The sequence below is a fragment of the Bradyrhizobium ganzhouense genome (assembly GCF_049949285.1).
GTDB classification, from domain to species: Bacteria; Pseudomonadota; Alphaproteobacteria; order Rhizobiales; family Xanthobacteraceae; genus Bradyrhizobium; species Bradyrhizobium ganzhouense.
Genome location: NZ_CP181318.1, coordinates 7,229,246 through 7,245,224, shown reverse-complemented (window position 1 = coordinate 7,245,224; position 15,979 = coordinate 7,229,246). Strand labels below are relative to the sequence as shown.

Annotated in this window: 15 protein-coding genes; 13 read left to right on the top strand and 2 right to left on the bottom strand. The window is 65.5% G+C overall.

Features of this window, described 5'->3' with window-relative positions; genetic code table 11:
• Positions 1–34: 34 nt before the first annotated feature.
• A complete protein-coding gene (locus ACLFLU_RS33615) occupies positions 35–955 on the top strand; it encodes an NAD(P)-dependent oxidoreductase (RefSeq protein WP_426408996.1) in 921 nt (306 codons plus the stop codon).
• Positions 956–965: 10 nt separating this feature from the next.
• Entirely contained in the window at positions 966–1,253 is a 288-nt protein-coding gene (locus tag ACLFLU_RS33610) for a DUF1330 domain-containing protein (RefSeq protein WP_234680289.1), read from the top strand.
• A gap of 212 nt (positions 1,254–1,465) precedes the next feature.
• On the opposite strand, the gene ACLFLU_RS33605 is transcribed toward ACLFLU_RS33610, so the two are convergent.
• Positions 1,466–2,041 carry a TetR family transcriptional regulator gene (locus ACLFLU_RS33605; RefSeq protein ID WP_426408995.1) on the bottom strand — a complete coding sequence of 192 codons (576 nt, stop codon included), beginning with the start codon at positions 2,039–2,041 and terminating at the stop codon, positions 1,466–1,468.
• A 154-nt stretch (positions 2,042–2,195) separates the two neighbouring features.
• On the opposite strand from ACLFLU_RS33605, the gene ACLFLU_RS33600 reads away from it, so the two are divergent.
• The 10 genes from ACLFLU_RS33600 (at position 2,196) to ACLFLU_RS33555 (ending at position 12,803) form a co-directional block, all read left to right on the top strand.
• A complete protein-coding gene (locus tag ACLFLU_RS33600; protein WP_426408994.1) occupies positions 2,196–3,635 on the top strand; it encodes an MATE family efflux transporter in 1,440 nt (479 codons plus the stop codon).
• A 153-nt stretch (positions 3,636–3,788) separates the two neighbouring features.
• On the top strand, positions 3,789–4,571 hold the full coding sequence (locus ACLFLU_RS33595; protein WP_426408993.1) for a MetQ/NlpA family ABC transporter substrate-binding protein: 783 nt from the start codon (positions 3,789–3,791) through the stop codon (positions 4,569–4,571).
• Between the two features lie 130 nt (positions 4,572–4,701).
• Entirely contained in the window at positions 4,702–5,736 is a 1,035-nt protein-coding gene (locus ACLFLU_RS33590) for a putative FMN-dependent luciferase-like monooxygenase (protein ID WP_426408992.1), read from the top strand.
• 34 nt (positions 5,737–5,770) lie between these two features.
• Positions 5,771–6,370, top strand: a complete 600-nt coding sequence (locus tag ACLFLU_RS33585) for a CMD domain protein (RefSeq protein ID WP_426408991.1) — start codon at positions 5,771–5,773, stop codon at positions 6,368–6,370.
• A 14-nt stretch (positions 6,371–6,384) separates the two neighbouring features.
• The gene (locus tag ACLFLU_RS33580; RefSeq protein ID WP_426408990.1) at positions 6,385–6,963 is read left to right on the top strand and encodes an alkylhydroperoxidase domain protein; all 579 of its coding nucleotides are present in this window, start codon (positions 6,385–6,387) and stop codon (positions 6,961–6,963) included.
• A 62-nt stretch (positions 6,964–7,025) separates the two neighbouring features.
• On the top strand, positions 7,026–8,183 hold the full coding sequence (locus ACLFLU_RS33575) for an ABC transporter substrate-binding protein (RefSeq protein WP_426408989.1): 1,158 nt from the start codon (positions 7,026–7,028) through the stop codon (positions 8,181–8,183).
• A gap of 53 nt (positions 8,184–8,236) precedes the next feature.
• A complete protein-coding gene (locus tag ACLFLU_RS33570; protein WP_426408988.1) occupies positions 8,237–10,060 on the top strand; it encodes an ABC transporter permease in 1,824 nt (607 codons plus the stop codon).
• Positions 10,060–10,902 (top strand): ABC transporter ATP-binding protein, encoded by an 843-nt coding sequence (locus tag ACLFLU_RS33565; RefSeq protein WP_426408987.1) that lies wholly within the window; start codon positions 10,060–10,062, stop codon positions 10,900–10,902. Before ACLFLU_RS33570 ends, ACLFLU_RS33565 begins: the two co-directional genes overlap by 1 nt.
• Positions 10,899–11,633, top strand: coding sequence for an ABC transporter ATP-binding protein (locus tag ACLFLU_RS33560; protein WP_426408986.1), 735 nt, complete (start codon positions 10,899–10,901; stop codon positions 11,631–11,633). Before ACLFLU_RS33565 ends, ACLFLU_RS33560 begins: the two co-directional genes overlap by 4 nt.
• Positions 11,634–11,738: 105 nt before the next feature.
• Positions 11,739–12,803 (top strand): HoxN/HupN/NixA family nickel/cobalt transporter, encoded by a 1,065-nt coding sequence (locus tag ACLFLU_RS33555; RefSeq protein WP_426408985.1) that lies wholly within the window; start codon positions 11,739–11,741, stop codon positions 12,801–12,803.
• Positions 12,804–12,941: 138 nt separating this feature from the next.
• On the opposite strand, the gene ACLFLU_RS33550 is transcribed toward ACLFLU_RS33555, so the two are convergent.
• Positions 12,942–14,453 (bottom strand): helicase HerA domain-containing protein, encoded by a 1,512-nt coding sequence (locus tag ACLFLU_RS33550; RefSeq protein WP_426408984.1) that lies wholly within the window; start codon positions 14,451–14,453, stop codon positions 12,942–12,944.
• A gap of 357 nt (positions 14,454–14,810) precedes the next feature.
• Here ACLFLU_RS33550 and ACLFLU_RS33545 point away from each other — a divergent pair, with 357 nt between their 5' ends.
• Complete coding sequence (locus ACLFLU_RS33545; protein WP_426408983.1) at positions 14,811–15,875, top strand: ketopantoate reductase family protein; 1,065 nt, start codon at positions 14,811–14,813, stop codon at positions 15,873–15,875.
• The last annotated feature ends 104 nt before the right edge of the window (positions 15,876–15,979 follow it).

Here is a 15,979-nt window from a genome sequence, read left to right as displayed (position 1 = left end):
CGGGTATGCTCATCAAAACAAGAAACGAGACGTCATGACTGAAACAATCGGCATGCTCGGCATCGGGATCATGGGCTCCGCCATGGCGGGGAATTTGATCAAGGCCGGCTTTGCCGTGGTTGGCTACGATCCCGTGCCGGCGGCACGGGATCGTCTTTCCGACATGGGCGGCAAGGCGCTGTCGTCGCCGAGGGATGTGGTGGAGGCCGCGGCAATCAGCTTTGCCTCGCTCCCTAGCGCGGCCGCGCTCGCGGAGGCCGCAGCTAGCGTCGCCGGCGCGACTGGCTCCGGACAGATTCTGATCGAATGTTCGACGCTGCCGCTCTCCGCCAAGCGTGAGGCGTTCGCCGCGATGGAGAGCGCTGGCAAGATCCTGCTCGATTGTCCCGTCAGCGGCACCGGTGCGCAGGCTGCAACCGGTGATCTCGTGATCCTCGGCAGCGGCGACGAGCAGGCGTTCAAACGTTGCGGGCCGGCCTTGGCCGGGATGTCGCGGCGTCAGGTTTATCTCGGCCGGTTCGGTACCGGCAGCATCATGAAATACATCGCCAATCATCTGGTGACGATCCACAATGCCGCTGCGGCGGAAGCGATTCTGCTCGGCATGAAGGCCGGGATCGATCCCGGCCTGGTCTACGATACGCTTGCCGACAGCGCGGGGACGTCACGCATGTTCCAGATGCGCGGGCCGCTGATGCGCGACGAGAACTACGACAATCCGACCGCGACAATCCGGACGCATCTGAAAGATCTCTCGATCATCTCGGGCTTCGCAGCCGAGCTCGGATGTACGTTGCCGGTCTACGCTGCGGCCGAGCAGCTCTATCACGCGGGCGAGGCGCTCGGCTTTGCGGCGCGGGATACCGCGTCGATCTGCGCTGTGCTGGAGCATCTGAACGGTTTCGACCGTCACAGCGGCGCCTGCGCGCCCACACTTTCGTCCTCCCAATCGTAAAGGAAGAGCCATGTCTGCCTATTGGTGCGCGCGCGTTCACGTGACCGATCCCGAAACTTACGGAAAGTACGCCGCCCTCGCCGGGCCTGCGATCGAGAAGCATGGCGGCGTGTTTCTCGCGCGTGGCGGCAAGCAGGTGATCCTCGAGGGCGGCAATTACGAACGCAGCATCGTTGCGCGTTTCCCGAGCCTCGATGCCGCGGTGAAATGCTACAACTCGCCTGAATATTCGGAGGCGCTCAAATACACCATTGGCACGTCCGAGCGCCACATGGTGGCGGTCGAGGGGCTTGACTAGACCGTCTTGAAAGAAACTGGACCGTCGCCTGACACGAGGTTCAGGCGACGGGTCCAGTGCGAACTCAGCGAACTTGGGGAAGTTGTAAGGCCGCGCGCAGACGCTAACCCGACCGCCGAGGGCACATCAAGTTTCGCTGTGTTGCAACGGCCAGAGATTCATTACTGCTGCCTCCAAACCGCCACAGATGGCGGCCGGGCAATTCGAGCGCATCAGCGTTCGCTCGCAAGAGCAACCGCCGCTTCCACCGCATTCTCCAGGATTTCGTCGGACAGTGACTTGTCGTTCACCGCGCGTGCCAACTGAAGTGCGCCGACCATGGTCGAGTAGATCGTGATTACCCTGCGCCGACGCTCTTTCGCGGGGCCTTGCCTGATCTGCTCCGCCATCAGCACGATGATGTCAGCGACCTTGCCGGTGAAGGCATCGCGTGTCGCCTTTGGATGCCGTGCGATCTCGGCGACCAGCGCGGCGATCGGGCAGCCGGTCCCGGCGCGGTCGCGGTGCCGCGTCGATAGATAGTCACGGATCGTGGTCTCGAGCGCGACGCCGTTTTCCAGATTGGCCTTGTGCCGCTCTTCGCGCCGGGTGAGCGCATCGGTCAGCACCTCCCGCACCAGCTCCTCCTTGGAGGCGAAGTGCGAGTAGAAGGCGCCGTTGGTGAGGCCTGCCTCCGACATGATGCCGGCGAGGCCGACCGCGGCGATCCCGCTCTCGCGAAACTGCGCGGAGGCGACATCGAGGATGTGCCGGCGGGTTTCGTCCTTGTGTCCCTTGTCGTAGCGCATGGGGCCTAACTCCCTCTTGCCGGCCGGCCTGGAAGTGCCGGCCACAGGATCGTGAGCGATCTTCTATTGCATTACGATCATAATAAAGCATTATGGTCGTAATTCAATGGTTGACGCGCCGGCGGCGGCCCCGAAAGACAACAGGACCTCAGGAATGTCAGTCGAGGACGTCGCCGCACCGCCCTTGTCCGCGATCGAGCCCCCGGCGCGCAGCGCGGCCGCGCCGCACAAGACGCCGACATCCGCCGATCAGCGGCGCGGCGCGCTTCTGACCGCACCGATCCTGCCGACGCTGCTCAAGCTCGCGCTGCCGACCGTGACCGTTCTGGTGGCGCAGACCGCGGTCAATATCGCGGAGGCCTATTATGTCGGCTATCTCGGCACCGATGCGCTGGCCGGTGCCGCGCTGGTGTTTCCGATCTTCATGCTGATGACCATGATGTCGAACGGCGGGTTCGGCTCCGGCGTCGCCTCGTCGGTGGCGCGCGCGGTCGGCGCCGGCCGCCGCGACGATGCGGATGCGGCACTGTTCCATGCGATCGTGCTTGCCATCATCGCAGGCGCGCTGTTCACGCTGGGGGTGCACTTCGGCGGCCCGGCGCTGTTCGGCACCCTCGGCGGTCGCGACGGCGCGCTCGATGCGGCCATCACCTATTCGAGTTATCTGTTTGCAGGCGCGATTCCCGTCTGGATCGTCAATCTCCAGGCGGCGGCGCTGCGCGGCTCCGGCAACGTCAAAGTGCCGGCGCTGGTAACGCTGATCGGCGCGATCGTGACGATCCCGGTGTCGCCGCTGCTGATCTTCGGCTTCGGCCCCGTGCCAAGCCTCGGCATCGGCGGCGCCGGCATTGCCTTCGGCCTTTATTACGGCGCGGCGATGCTGTTTCTGCTGCGCTACATGTCTTCGGGCGCATCGGGCCTGAGGCTGCACATCGTGCCGCTGCGCGCAAAGATCTTCGGCGACATGTTGAAGGTCGGCATCCCCACCGCCTTCAACGCGGTGCTGACCAACCTCACGGTCATCCTCGTGACCGGCGCGGTCGGACTATTCGGCACCTCCGCGCTCGCCGGCTACGGCATCGCCTCGCGGGTCGACTATATCATGATCCCGCTGCTGTTCGGCATCAGCACGGCGACGCTGACCATGGTCGGCGTCAACATGGGCGCAGGGCAGACGGCGCGTGCGCGGAGGATCGGCTGGGTCAGCGGCGCCGCCGGCATGATTATGACCGGCTCGATCGGCCTGCTGGTCGCGATCTTTCCGAACGCCTGGCTGCAGCTCTTCAGCCACGACGCGGAAGTGGTGAACGAAGGCATGACTTATTTACGCATCGTGGCGCCGGCCTATGCCGCGCTCGGCTTCGGCTTCGTCACGTCCTTCGCGGTCCAGGGTACTGGCCGTGCGCTGGGCCCGCTCGTCGGCTCGCTCGCGCGCATCCTGATCGCGGCCGGCGGCGGCTGGATCGCGGTCGCGAGCTTCGGCGCGGGAATGACGGGGCTTGCCACCATGGTCACGATATCGCTCGCCGCCTACGCTGCGATCTGCGTGCTGATCATGCTGTCGCCGTCGACCTGGCGTGCCGATCGCGGCTAGAGCGGGCGCGTGGCCCTGGATTCGTTTCCCATTTGACGTCTCACGGAGAAACGTCGCCCGCCGCAGGCGGAAAATATGAACGTTCTTTCCATTGATTTTGCGCTCCGGGCAGGGGAAGACGGTTCCCACCGTTGTTATAGCCGGAGACCAGAGATGTCGTTTCGTTCCGCCCTGATCCTCTCGACCATGCTCGCCGTATGGTCGGCCGCTGCAGGAGCCGAGACCATCAAGATCGGCGTGACGCCGGGCCCGCATGCACAGATCTTCGAGGCCGTGAAGCCGGTTGCCGCCAAGCAGGGGCTCGACATCCAGCTCATCGAATTCTCCGACTATGTGGTGCCGAACGCGGCGCTCGATGCCGGCGACATCCAGGCCAATTCGTTCCAGAACCAGCCTTATCTCGACAACCAGAAGGCCGACCGCGGCTACAAGATCGAGTCGGTCGGCCTCACCGTGAATTTCCCGATCGGCGTCTATTCGAAGAAGCACAAAGCTTTCGCCGACATTCCCGACGGCGGCAAGATCTCGATCCCCAACGATCCGACCAATGGCGGCCGCGTGCTGCTGCTCTTGCGCGACAAGGGCGTGATCAAGCTGAAGGACGGTACAGGCTTTAAGCCGACCGTGCTGGATGTTACCGAGAATCCCAAGAAGCTGAAATTCGTCGAGGTCGATGCGGCCCAGGCGCCGCGCGCGCTCGACGACGTCGACGCCGCCGCGATCAACACCAATTATGCAACCCAGGCGGGCCTCGATCCCGTCAAGGATCCGATCCTGCGGGAAGACCCCAAGGGCCCCTATGTCAACCTGATCGCGGTGCGCAGTGCCGACAAGGACAAGCCCTGGGTCAAGATCCTGGTCGATAGCTACCACACGCCCGAGGTGAAGGAGTTCATCCTCACCAAGTTCAAGGGCGCGGTGTTGCCGAGCTGGTAGGCAATCTGCCTAGCTAAGGTCCAGCGCGGGGACCGATCCCGGCGGGCAGCCTTGCACATTGCCCGCTTGTCTCGGGCCGCGGCAACCGACATCATCGGGGCCGTGGCCATCCTCGCCCGACAGGGGTCGTATGAAACGCTTTGCAAACCTGAAACGCCTGGGATTCTTCACGCGGCTGCTCGACGAGGCGCCGCCGGCGGAGCGATATCGCTTCGCCGCCGAGCAGATCGTGCGAGCCGAGAAGGCGGGTCTTGACTCCGCGTGGATCGCGCAGCACCATTTTCACGAGCGCGAGGGCGGCCTGCCGTCGCCCTTCACCTTCCTCGGCTATGTCGCAGCCCAAACCTCGCGCATTCGCCTCGGCACCGGCATCGTCACCTTGCCGCTGGAGAGCGCGGTGCGGGTGGCGGAGGACGCCGCGGTGCTTGATCTGCTCTGCAACGGCCGGTTTGAACTCGGGGTCGGCACCGGCGGCAACCCGTCGGCGTTTGCCGCCTTCGGCCTCGACGGCACCCAGCGCAACGAGATATTTGCGCGCAATCTCGAGGTCGTCCGCAAGGCGCTGACCGGCAAGCCGCTCGACGGCGGCGACACGCTCTACCCGCAGCGGCCGCAACTGGACAAGCGCATCTGGCAGGCGACATTCTCGGTGGCGGGCGGCGCGCGGGCCGGCAAGGCCGGCGACGGCCTGCTGCTCTCGCGCACCCAGCCGCGGGCCAAGGACGCGCCAAATGCCACGCTCGCCGAGATCCAGAACCCGATCATCGACGCCTATCTCGCGGCACTGCCGCCGGGCGCCGAGCCACGCATCATGGCCTCGCGCAGCGTGTTCGTCGCCGACGATCATCGCGAGGCGCTGCGGCTGGCCGATATCGGCCTGCGCCGCGCGCTACCGCAATTCATGAAGAGCGGTCATCTTCCCCCCGGCGAGACGCTGGAGGAGATGATCACGGCGTTCGACACCCATGTCGGCGGCGCCGACGAGGTCATCGCCTCGCTGCGCACCGACGCGACGCTGGAACGGGTAACCGATCTGGTCTTCCAGGTTCACTCGGTCGATGCGCCGCACCCCTACGTCCTGCGCTCGATCGAGCTGGTCGCGGACAAGGTCGCGCCGGCACTGGGCTGGACCCGGACGGCGCCCGACGTGGCGCTGGCAGGCTAGTCGGGATTTTTTTTGGATTGTACGAGGCCTTATGATGAGTACGCCTGACATCATCGACACGCTCGCCGGGATCAAGCCGGGATCGGCGCTGGACACCATCCGCGCACGGCGCCTGCAGGCGCGCGACAACGCGCAAAAGAGCTATCTCTCCCTGTTCGAGCCGATCGACACCGGCGATTTCTCGCTTCTGGAGCGAGCTGCGGTCGCGGCCTTCGTGGCCGGGCTCCATGGCGAATCCCCCGTTGCGACCTTCTATCGCGAGAAGCTTGCGGCGAGCGCGGGTGGGGCGGCCCTGCTTGAAGCGATCGACGCCGAGATCGCGCGGGGCAAGACCTCGGGTCCGTATGGCTCGTTTCCTTCAGGTCCGCTGTCGGTCGAGAACACGGCCGGTCTGATTTATCGCGTGAGCGCGGCGAGCAAATCCGTTCTCGGCGCCCGGCTCGTCGCGGCGCTCGAGCATGCGCATCTCCTGGTGTTCCGGCCGCGCGATGCGGCGTCCACCGACATGAAGGCGCTGCTTGCCGCCGGCTGGTCGAGCACCGGCATCGTCACCTTCTCGCAACTCGTCGCGTTCCTGTCGTTTCAGGTGCGGGTCGTCAGCGGCTTGCGCACGCTCGCCGCAGCGAACGCATAAGAGGAGGCCGCATCATGAGCGCCACCGTCAATCCGCCCGTCGTCTTCACCCAGGATGAGCTTGGCTGGGTCTCCTGGATCGAGCCGCTGCCCGAGGCCGAGCTGACCGAGCGGCATTACGCTGGTTTGGTCGATCGCGCCCGCGCCAAGTCGGAATATTTCCGCCTGTTGGTGCGCGATCCGGAGGTGCTGGAAGCCCGCACCAAGACCGACAAGGACATTTTCTACAACGTCGCCGACGGCTTGCCGCGTGCCGAGCGTGAGCTCGCCGCGGCTGCGACCTCACGCTACAACGGCTGCATCTATTGCGCCTCGGTACATGCGCGCTTCGCCAGCACCTATTCCAAGCGCCGTGAGGACGTGCAGAAGCTGCTCGACGAAGGCGTCAGCGCCGATCTCGGTGAACGCTGGAACGCCGTGGTCAAGGCCTCGGTGGCGCTTGCTGCGACGCCGATTGCGTTCGGCCCTGACAATATCGCGGAGCTGCGCAGCGCGGGCCTCGACGATGCCGAAATCGTCGACGTCATTAATGGCGCCTCGTTCTTCAACTGGGCGAACCGGCTGATGCTGTCGCTCGGTGAGCCCTCGAAATAGGCACTCTCACCGGCACAAAACTTGCTGCCTTGTTTGTAACACCCGACTGGATGGAGCCGTGCATGAGCAACATCAATCGCAGAACCCTGGTCAAGGGTTCGCTCGCCGCCGCAATCGCGGGAACGGCGCTTTCGCGTACAGCTTTTGCCGACAGCGCCGAGCCGATCCTGCTCGGCGTCAGCGGTCCGCTCACGGGGCCCAACGCGCAATATGGTACGCAGTGGAAGCAAGGCTTTGACCTCGCGCTCGATGAGGTCCTCGCCGGCGGCGGCATCAATGGCCGCAAGCTCGCCTACAGCTTCGAGGACAGCCAGAGCGATCCGCGCCAGTCGGTGGCGATCGCCCAAAAGTTCGTCTCCGATCCCCGCATCGTGCTGGAGCTCGGCGATTTCTCCAGCCCCGCCTCGATGGCGGCCTCGCCGATCTATCAGCGCGGCGGCCTCGTGCAGTTCGGCTTCACCAATTCGCACCCTGACTTCACCAAGGGCGGTGACTTCATGTGGAGCACGTCGGTGAGCCAGGCCGACGAGCAGCCGCTGCTGGCGGCCTATGCGGTGAAGAAGCTCGGGCTGAAGAAGCTCGCGGTGCTGCACCTCAACACCGATTGGGGCCGCACCAGCCGCGACTACTTCAACAACGCCGCCAAGGAATACGGCGCGGAGATCGTCGTCACCGAAGGCTATATCGCCGAGGAGCGCGACTTCCGCTCCACGCTGGTCCGCGTGCGCGACGCCAATCCGGACGGGCTGGTCCTGATCTCCTATTATTCCGACGGTGCGCTGATCGCGCGCCAGGCGCGGCAGGTCGGGCTGAAGCAGGTGATCTGCGCCGCGAGCTCGGTCTACTCGCCGAAATTCCTCGAGCTCGGCGGCGACGCCGTCGAGGACGTCCATGTCGGCACGCGCTACTTCCCGGAGGATCCGCGTCCCGAGGTGCAGAAATTCATCGCCGGCTTCAAGAAGAAGTACAATGGGCTCGAGCCCGATGCCTTCAACGCCTATGCCTATGACGCGATGAACATGGCGGCTGCCGTGGTGAAGATCGGCGGCACCGACCGCAAGGCGATCCGCGACGCCTTCACCAAGGTCAAGGACGTCCCGAGCGTCATCTTCGGCACCGCGACGTTCGACGTTGCCAGCCGCCGCGTCAAGGGCGCGATGAATGCCGAGCTCGTCGTGCGCAAGGGCCAGTTCGCGCTTTGGGACGGCAAGCCGACCTGACATGATGGCCGGGGCGCTAGCCTCGGCCGCTTTTCTCTCATTGGGACCATCGCGTGTCTTCCTGGCTCGACTACACGATCAACGGGCTGATCGTCGGCAATGTCTACGCCCTCGTTGCGGTCGGGCTCGCGCTGATCTTCGGCGTCAGCCGGCTGATCAACTTTGCGCAAGGCTCGATCTATCTCGTCGGCGCCTATATCGGCTGGGTCGCGGTGGTGCAGTTGCATACGCCGCTGCCGCTCACCATCATCTTGGTCGCGGTGGTGGCGGCGCTGGTCGGGCTGATCATCGAGCGGTTCGGCCTGCGGCCGCTGCAGAACTCGGTGCGCATCGCGCCGCTGCTGGCGACGATCGGCATCAGCTTCGTGCTCGACCAGCTGGTGATGCTGACCTTCTCGCCCAATCCGCGCGCGCTGCCGAGCCAGTTGCCGGATGTGCGCTTCCAGGTCGGCGGCGGCACGATCGGCCCGCTTGATCTGCTCATCGCCGGCGTCGGCATCTCCAGCGCGCTGCTGCTGTTCGTGTTCCTGCGTTACAGCAAGCTCGGCTGGGCGGTGCGCGCGGCCTCGCAGGACCGCGACGCCGCGATGCAGATGGGCGTCGACGTCAACCGCGTCAATCAGGCGGTGTTCGGCATCGCGGCTGCGCTCGGCGGCGTCTCCGGCCTGCTGGTCGGCATGTACTACAACCAGATCGACACCGCGATGAGCCTGCAGGCGACGCTCAAGGGCGTCGTCGCGGAAGTCGTCGGCGGCGCCGGCAACGTGCCCGGCGCCGTGGTCGGCAGCCTGCTGCTTGGCCTCGTCGAGAGCTACGGCGTCGCCGTGTTCGGCACCAGCTATCGCAATCTGTTCGCCTTCCTGCTGCTGGTCGTCGTGCTGGTGTTGCGGCCGAACGGGCTGTTCGCCAGCGCGCGGCAGGCGCCGCCCGAACCGCTCACCGGCACGTTCATCGCGCCGAGCCGGCCGGTGCGCATTCCACGTTGGGTCTTGCTGGTCACGGTCGCGGCGTTCGCGGTCCTGCCGCTGTTGCCAGTGTCCTTCTACGTGCTCCAGACTCTGATCAACGCCTGGCTGCTCGGCATGCTCGCGCTCAGCCTTACGCTCGTTGCCGGCACGATCGGCCAGGTCTCGCTGGGACATGCCGCGCTGCTCGCGATCGGCGCCTATACGTCTGCACTGTTGTCGTTGACGCTCTCCGTCCCGGTAGGCCTCGCCATCATCGCCGGCGGCCTGATGAGTGCCGCGCTCGGCACGATCCTGATCTCGCCGTCGTTCCGCCTGCGCGGGCACTACGTCTCGATCGCTACGCTCGCCATCGGCGAGATCGTGTCGCTGGTGATTTTGAACTGGGAAAGCGTCACCCGCGGCCCGATTGGCATCTCCGGCATCCCGCCGCTATCGCTGTTCGGCTACGATCTGGTCGATCCAAAATCGGTGTACTGGTTCAGCTTCGCCGTGATGGTCGTGCTGGCGCTGCTCCAGGCGCGCCTGCTCTCATCGCATCTCGGCCGCAGCTTTCGCGCCATCCGCGACGACGACATCGCCGCGCGCGCCTATGGCCTCAGCCTGAACCGCTACAAGTCGCTGGCATTCATCTTCGGCGGGTTCGCCGCCGGCGTCAGCGGCGGCATCGCCGCGCATCTCTATTCCTACATCAACCACGAAACCTTCAACACGCAGCAATCCATCCTGGCGCTGACCGTCGTGATCCTCGGCGGGCTCGGCAATGTCGTCGGTGCCATCGTCGGAGCGGTCGCGCTGGTTGGTATCCCCGAAGTGTTCCGGATCGCGGCGGAGTACCGTATCCTGATCTACGGCATCGTGCTCTTGTTGCTCGTGCGGTTCAGGCCGCAGGGCCTGTTGGGGACGATCTGATGGCGCATGCACCGCTGTTGTCCCTGCGCGGCCTGACGCGCCGCTTCGGCGGCCTCACGGCCGTCGATGGCATCGATCTGGATCTCGCCAAGGGCGGGCTCGTCAGCATCATCGGTCCGAACGGCGCCGGCAAGACCACACTGTTCAATCTCGTGACCGGTCTGGACCGGCCTGACGCGGGCACTGTCAGCTTCGAGGGGCGGGACATCACCGGGCTTTCGCCGGAGCGGCTCGCGTCGCAGGGCATCGCGCGCACGTTCCAGCTCGGCCGCGTCTTCGGCAATCTCAGCGTGATGGACAACGTCCTGATCGGCGCCCATACCCGCTTGCGCGCCGTGAAGCCGGCGGTGCCCGTGATCGGTCCGCTGCTCGAATTGGGGTTGGCGCTGCTACGGCCCTCCAGCGTCAAGGCTGAGGAAGAGCGGCTGCGCGAAGAGGTGAAAACCATTCTCGCTCGCTTCGGCGAGCGGCTGCTGCCACGGATCGACCAGCCCGCCTACAGCCTGTCCTACGCCAATCGCCGCCGCGTCGAGATCGCCCGCGCGCTGGCGCTGAAGCCGCGCCTCTTGCTGCTCGACGAGCCGACCGCCGGCATGAATCCGAGCGAGACCGCGGAGATGCAGGGCCTCGTCGCCGAGTTGAAGACGGAAGGGCTGACCATCCTCCTGATCGAGCACAAGCTGGAGATGGTGATGCGCCTCTCCGACCGCGTCATCGTCATGGACGAGGGCCAGAAGATCGCGGAAGGGCCGGGCGAACAGGTGCGCAACGATCCCAAGGTGATCGAGGCCTATCTCGGCCACGGGCTGTCGGGGACGGCGGAGCAGGAGAGCGCGGCATGACTGCACCCGAACCGTTGCTGGCGCTGACGAACGTCAACACGTTTTACGGCCAGGCCCAGGTGCATTTCGACCTGTCCATCACCGTTGGCCGCGGCCACATCGTCTGCCTGCTCGGCGGCAATGCCAGCGGCAAATCGACGACGATGAAGATCATCCTGGGCCTCGTAAAGCCGCGTTCGGGCGAGGTCACGTTCGACGGCGCCTCGCTGCTCGGGCTCACCACGCCGCAGATTGTCCGCCGTGGCATCGCCTCGGTGCCGGAGGCGCGGCGGCTGTTCGCGGACATGAGCGTCCGCGAGAACATCTTGATGGGCGCCTTCGTGCGCAACGACCGCGATGCGGTGGCGCAGGATCTCGACAGGATGCTCACGCTGTTTCCGAAGCTTGGCCAGCGGCTGTCGCAGCGGGCAGGCTCCTTGTCCGGCGGCGAGCAGCAGATGGTCGCGATGGCGCGCGCGCTGATGAGCCGTCCCAGGATGATCGTGATGGACGAGCCGACCATGGGCCTGTCGCCGCTCTATGTCGACCGCGTATTGGAACTGATCCGCACCATCAACCAAGAGGGCGTCTCGGTCTTCATGGTCGAGCAGAATGCCAGCCTCGCGCTCGAGATCGCGCACGAGGCCTACGTGCTCCAGACAGGCAAGATCGTGCTGTCGGGGTCGGCGCGGACGCTGAAGGACGATCCTCGCGTGCGCGACGCCTATCTCGGCGGGTCCGAGGCGGCGTAAGGCGGGCATGCACGAAAGTCGTCCTGGTCGCGCGGGATTGCACTGGTCCGTATGATCATTCTATGAAAAGATCATACCGTTGACGCAACGAGGCGCGGCGGCGGGATGAGTTTTGTGACGAGGTCTTTGCGGGCGGTCGAGCCCGGAATGGTGCTGCTGTTCAGCGGGCTCGTCGCCGCCAATGTCGCCGCATGGGCCTGGGCTTTTGCGGCGTTTGGTGACCGGCCCGCGGTGATGGCGACGGCGCTGCTGGCCTGGGTGTTCGGCCTTCGTCACGCCGTCGACGCCGACCACATCGCGGCCATCGACAATGTCGTGCGCAAGCTGATGCAGGCGGGCGATACGCCGCGCAGCGTCGGCCTCTATTTCGCGCTCGGCCATTCCAGCGTGGTCGTGATCGCGACCATGCTGCTCGCGCTCGGCGTGGTCAGCCTCGGCGGCGACAGTTTTCTGAGGGACATTGGTGGCCTGATCGGCACCTCGGTGTCGGCGTTGTTCCTGCTGGCGATCGCGGCCATCAACCTCGTTATCTTCGTCGGCCTGTGGCGAACCTTTCGCACGGCGCGCGAGCAGGGCGTTCATGACGCCGCCGGGCTCGATGCGCTGCTGGCCCATCGTGGCTTCCTCGCGCGCCTGCTCGGCCCGATGTTCCGGCTGGTGACAAAGCCCTGGCACATGTTTCCGCTCGGCCTCTTGTTCGGGCTCGGCTTCGACACCGCGACCGAGATCGGCCTGCTCAGCATCTCCGCCACCGAAGCCGCGCGCGGCGCGTCGCTCGTCGATATCCTGGTCTTCCCCGCGCTATTCGCTTCAGGCATGGCGCTGGTCGACACCGCCGACTCGGCGCTGATGGTGAGCGCCTATCGCTGGGCCTTCGTCGATCCCATGCGAAAGCTCTGGTACAACCTCACCATCACCGGCGCGTCCGTCGCGGTGGCGCTGTTCATCGGCGGCATCGAGGCGCTTGGCCTGATCTCCGACCGGCTTGGACTTAGCGGCGGCGTGTGGGCACTGGTCGATGCCCTCAATGAGTCGCTCGCCAATGTAGGCTTCGCGGTGATCGTACTGTTCGTGATTGCCTGGCTCGTCTCAAGCCTGCTCTACCGCCGCATGTTCGCCGACGCGCGCGGCGCTACGCCAGATGGTCTCGATGCGACCGAGGCGGCCTGAGCCCAGCCGTCGTTGCGTCGTGCTCTACAATCTCTGCACCGGCGGCTTTCTTCTGTGGGGGAATCCCACTGTGGAGAGACCCTTTCCCCAACCTCTTCCGCAAGCGGGAGAGGGAGCGCACCTTCTCCGTGGTTGCGATCAAGCCGAAGCCGCGCTCGCGACCGTCTCCGTCGGCTGATCGTCGCCATTGGGATCGCCCGGAGCGGTCGCCCATGCGAGCTCCACCAGCGTCACGAACCTGCGTCCGCCGCCGTCGAGCTGGACGACGATCAGGCCCTGCTCCTCCATATAGCCGAGCAGCCGTTGCGCCCGGCGCAGCGAGTGCGAGCCATAGGCGCGCGCGATCGCGGCATCACCGGGGCAGGGCCAGCCTTCCTTGGCGGCGCGGGCGATCATCATGAATACGCCCTGCATGTCGTCGGGCAGGATCGAGGCGCGCAGTGTCACCTCCTGCCAGGCATCGTCCTCGGCGATATCCGTGCCGAGGCCTGCGCGCGCATGCGTCAGCATGCGGCGGAATTCGCCGAGGTCAGGCACGGCCGCGCCGAGTCCCTCGATGCGGCAGCGGACCACGAATTCCTGATAGAGCACGCCGATGGCGCGGAAGCCGGCATCGGGCGCGGCCAGCACGGCGCGCAATGTCCGATCCACGCGCTCGCGCCGCTCGGCGAGCTCTTCGGCACTGACCGGGATCTCGACCACCTCGGGGCTGACCTCGGGCGCCGCTGCCTTTGCGGCGCGGAGCTGCTCGAGCAGATCCGGCGCAGGGCGACGCTGCGGGCGGCTGGCATCCGGCGGCGGCGCGGCCAGGATCACCGCGCGCGCGTCCTCCAGCGCCGCTTCCGGCATCGGCATCAGCCGCGGTGTCGAATTGCGCGGGGAGGTGTCGGTCGGGCCGATGTTCAGCCGCAGCGGACGGCGCGACAGGGCAGGTCCGAGCGCCATGAACTGCCCGCGTTCGAGATCGCGAAAGGCTTCCGCCTGTCGCCGCTCCATGCCGAGCAGATCGGCGGCGCGCGCCATGTCGATGTCGAGGAAGGTCCGGCCCATCAGGAAGTTCGAAGCTTCGGCGGCGACGTTCTTGGCGAGCTTTGCCAAACGTTGCGTTGCGATGATGCCGGCGAGCCCGCGCTTGCGGCCGCGGCACATCAAATTGGTCATGGCGCTGAGCGAGAGTTTTCGCGCCTCGTCCGACACTTCGCCGGCGACCGCGGGCGCAAACAGCTGCGCCTCGTCGACCACCACCAGCATCGGGTACCAATGGTCGCGCTCCACGTCGAACAGGCCGCCGAGGAATGCGGCCGCGCGCCGCATCTGGTTCTCCGCATCCAGCCCTTCGAGATTGAGCACAGTGGAGACCCGATGCAGCCGGGCGCGTTCGCCCGCAACCTGAAGGCCGCGCTCGGTGTGATCCTCGGCCTCGATCACCAGATGGCCGAAGCGCTCGGCCAGCGTGACGAAATCGCCTTCGGGGTCGATGATGGCCTGTTGCACCCAGGGCGCGCTCTGCTCGAGCAGGCGCCGCAACAGATGCGACTTGCCGGAGCCGGAATTGCCCTGCACCAGGAGACGGGTCGCCAAGAGTTCCTCGAGGTCCATGGTCGCCGCGGCGCCCGCCGTGGTCAACCCCATCTCGATCGCAACCGTCATCCCGACTCAGGCCCTTCCATTCGCGGACAGGGGCTTATCAATCGAAGCGCGATGCGTCGAGCGAAACACGGCGAATCACGTCGCGTTGCCCACGATGGATTTTCAGCCGGGATTCGAAGGCCGTGGAAGTGTGGGCCGGGATGAGGGCAGATGACCGGCGGATCCATAATTCTGTAAAATCGAAATTATGTCGAGGGAACCCTGCTGCCGGTTTTGTCTGCATTACGGAATATTTGGTGCTTCCTTGTATGCATTATCCCAGTTGCCATCCCCGGCGGGTTTGCCTTAGATGCCGCCAACGCACCCGCGGATGGCGCCCGGGGCTCAAAAATCACACACATTGTCGAGGGGACGAACATGGCGCGTAACGTTCTGATTCTGGGAGCTTCCTACGGCTCCCTGCTGGGCACCAAGCTGCTGATGGCCGGGCACAACGTAACCCTGGTCTGCCGCGCCAAGACCGCGGAGCTGATCAACCGCGACGGTACCGAGGTGCGCATCAAGCTGCGTGACGAGGCAGTGCACCGCGCGATCTTCTCGCGCGACCTGCCCGGCAAGCTCGACGCGGTGACGCCGCAGAATGTCGACGTCTCCCGCTACGATCTCGTCGGCCTTGCAATGCAGGAGCCGCAATATACCAACCACACGGTCCGCATGCTCATGGTCAAGATCGCCGCGGCGAAGCTGCCGTGCCTCTCGATCATGAATATGCCGCCGCTGCCCTATCTCAAGCGCATTCCGGCGCTCGCCAACATGGATCTCGAGGAGGCCTACACCAACGCGCAGGTGTGGGAGCGGTTCGAGCCGGGGCTGGTGACGCTGTGCTCGCCCGATCCGCAAGCCTTCCGTCCGCCGGAAGAGGCGGCGAACGTGCTGCATGTCGGGCTGCCCACCAATTTCAAGGCCTCGGCCTTCGCCGACGAGAAGCACAACAAGGTGCTGCGCGAGCTCGAGGCCGATATCGACGCGGTGACGCTCGACGGTCTTGATGTGCCGGTGAAGCTGAAAGTGTTCGAGTCCTTGTTCGTGCCGCTGGCGAAATGGTCAATGCTGCTCACCGGCAATTATCGCTGCATCACGCCGCACGAGCCGCAGTCGATCCGCGACGCCGTGCACGGGGACCTTAAGCGCTCGCAGACGATCTACGACCATGTCGACGCCATCGCCCGCCGCCTCGGCGCCGATCCGCAGGACCAGGTGCCGTTTGCGAAATATGCCAAGGCCGCCGAAAGCCTGCTCAAGCCGTCGTCGGCGGCGCGGGCCGTGGCCGGCGGCGCGCCGTTCATCGAGCGTGTCGACCTTCTGGTTAAACTGATCTCGCATCAGATCGGCGCGCCCAATGCCGAGATCGACCGCACGGTCGATACCGTCGATCAGAAGCTGAACGAAAAGATCGTGCAGGGCGGATCGGGCGCGCAGTAACGGCGCGAGAGGCGCGGGCAAGCGCGATACTGCCTCATACTCCGTTGTTGCGAGCGCAGCGAAGCAATCCAGAGTCTTTCCGCGGAGGGATTCTGGATTGATGC

Bases quoted from the DNA above. Each gene is read 5' to 3' on its own strand.
- ACLFLU_RS33600 (WP_426408994.1), top strand. From the start codon at position 2,196: ATGTCAGTCGAGGACGTCGCCGCACCGCCCTTGTCCGCGATCGAGCCC.
- ACLFLU_RS33565 (WP_426408987.1), top strand. From the start codon at position 10,060: ATGGCGCATGCACCGCTGTTGTCCCTGCGCGGCCTGACGCGCCGCTTC.
- ACLFLU_RS33550 (WP_426408984.1), bottom strand. From the start codon at position 14,453: ATGACGGTTGCGATCGAGATGGGGTTGACCACGGCGGGCGCCGCGGCG.
- ACLFLU_RS33555 (WP_426408985.1), top strand. From the start codon at position 11,739: ATGAGTTTTGTGACGAGGTCTTTGCGGGCGGTCGAGCCCGGAATGGTG.
- ACLFLU_RS33575 (WP_426408989.1), top strand. From the start codon at position 7,026: ATGAGCAACATCAATCGCAGAACCCTGGTCAAGGGTTCGCTCGCCGCC.
- ACLFLU_RS33580 (WP_426408990.1), top strand. From the start codon at position 6,385: ATGAGCGCCACCGTCAATCCGCCCGTCGTCTTCACCCAGGATGAGCTT.
- ACLFLU_RS33605 (WP_426408995.1), bottom strand. From the start codon at position 2,041: ATGCGCTACGACAAGGGACACAAGGACGAAACCCGCCGGCACATCCTC.
- ACLFLU_RS33560 (WP_426408986.1), top strand. From the start codon at position 10,899: ATGACTGCACCCGAACCGTTGCTGGCGCTGACGAACGTCAACACGTTT.
- ACLFLU_RS33585 (WP_426408991.1), top strand. From the start codon at position 5,771: ATGAGTACGCCTGACATCATCGACACGCTCGCCGGGATCAAGCCGGGA.
- ACLFLU_RS33610 (WP_234680289.1), top strand. From the start codon at position 966: ATGTCTGCCTATTGGTGCGCGCGCGTTCACGTGACCGATCCCGAAACT.
- ACLFLU_RS33615 (WP_426408996.1), top strand. From the start codon at position 35: ATGACTGAAACAATCGGCATGCTCGGCATCGGGATCATGGGCTCCGCC.
- ACLFLU_RS33595 (WP_426408993.1), top strand. From the start codon at position 3,789: ATGTCGTTTCGTTCCGCCCTGATCCTCTCGACCATGCTCGCCGTATGG.
- ACLFLU_RS33590 (WP_426408992.1), top strand. From the start codon at position 4,702: ATGAAACGCTTTGCAAACCTGAAACGCCTGGGATTCTTCACGCGGCTG.
- ACLFLU_RS33545 (WP_426408983.1), top strand. From the start codon at position 14,811: ATGGCGCGTAACGTTCTGATTCTGGGAGCTTCCTACGGCTCCCTGCTG.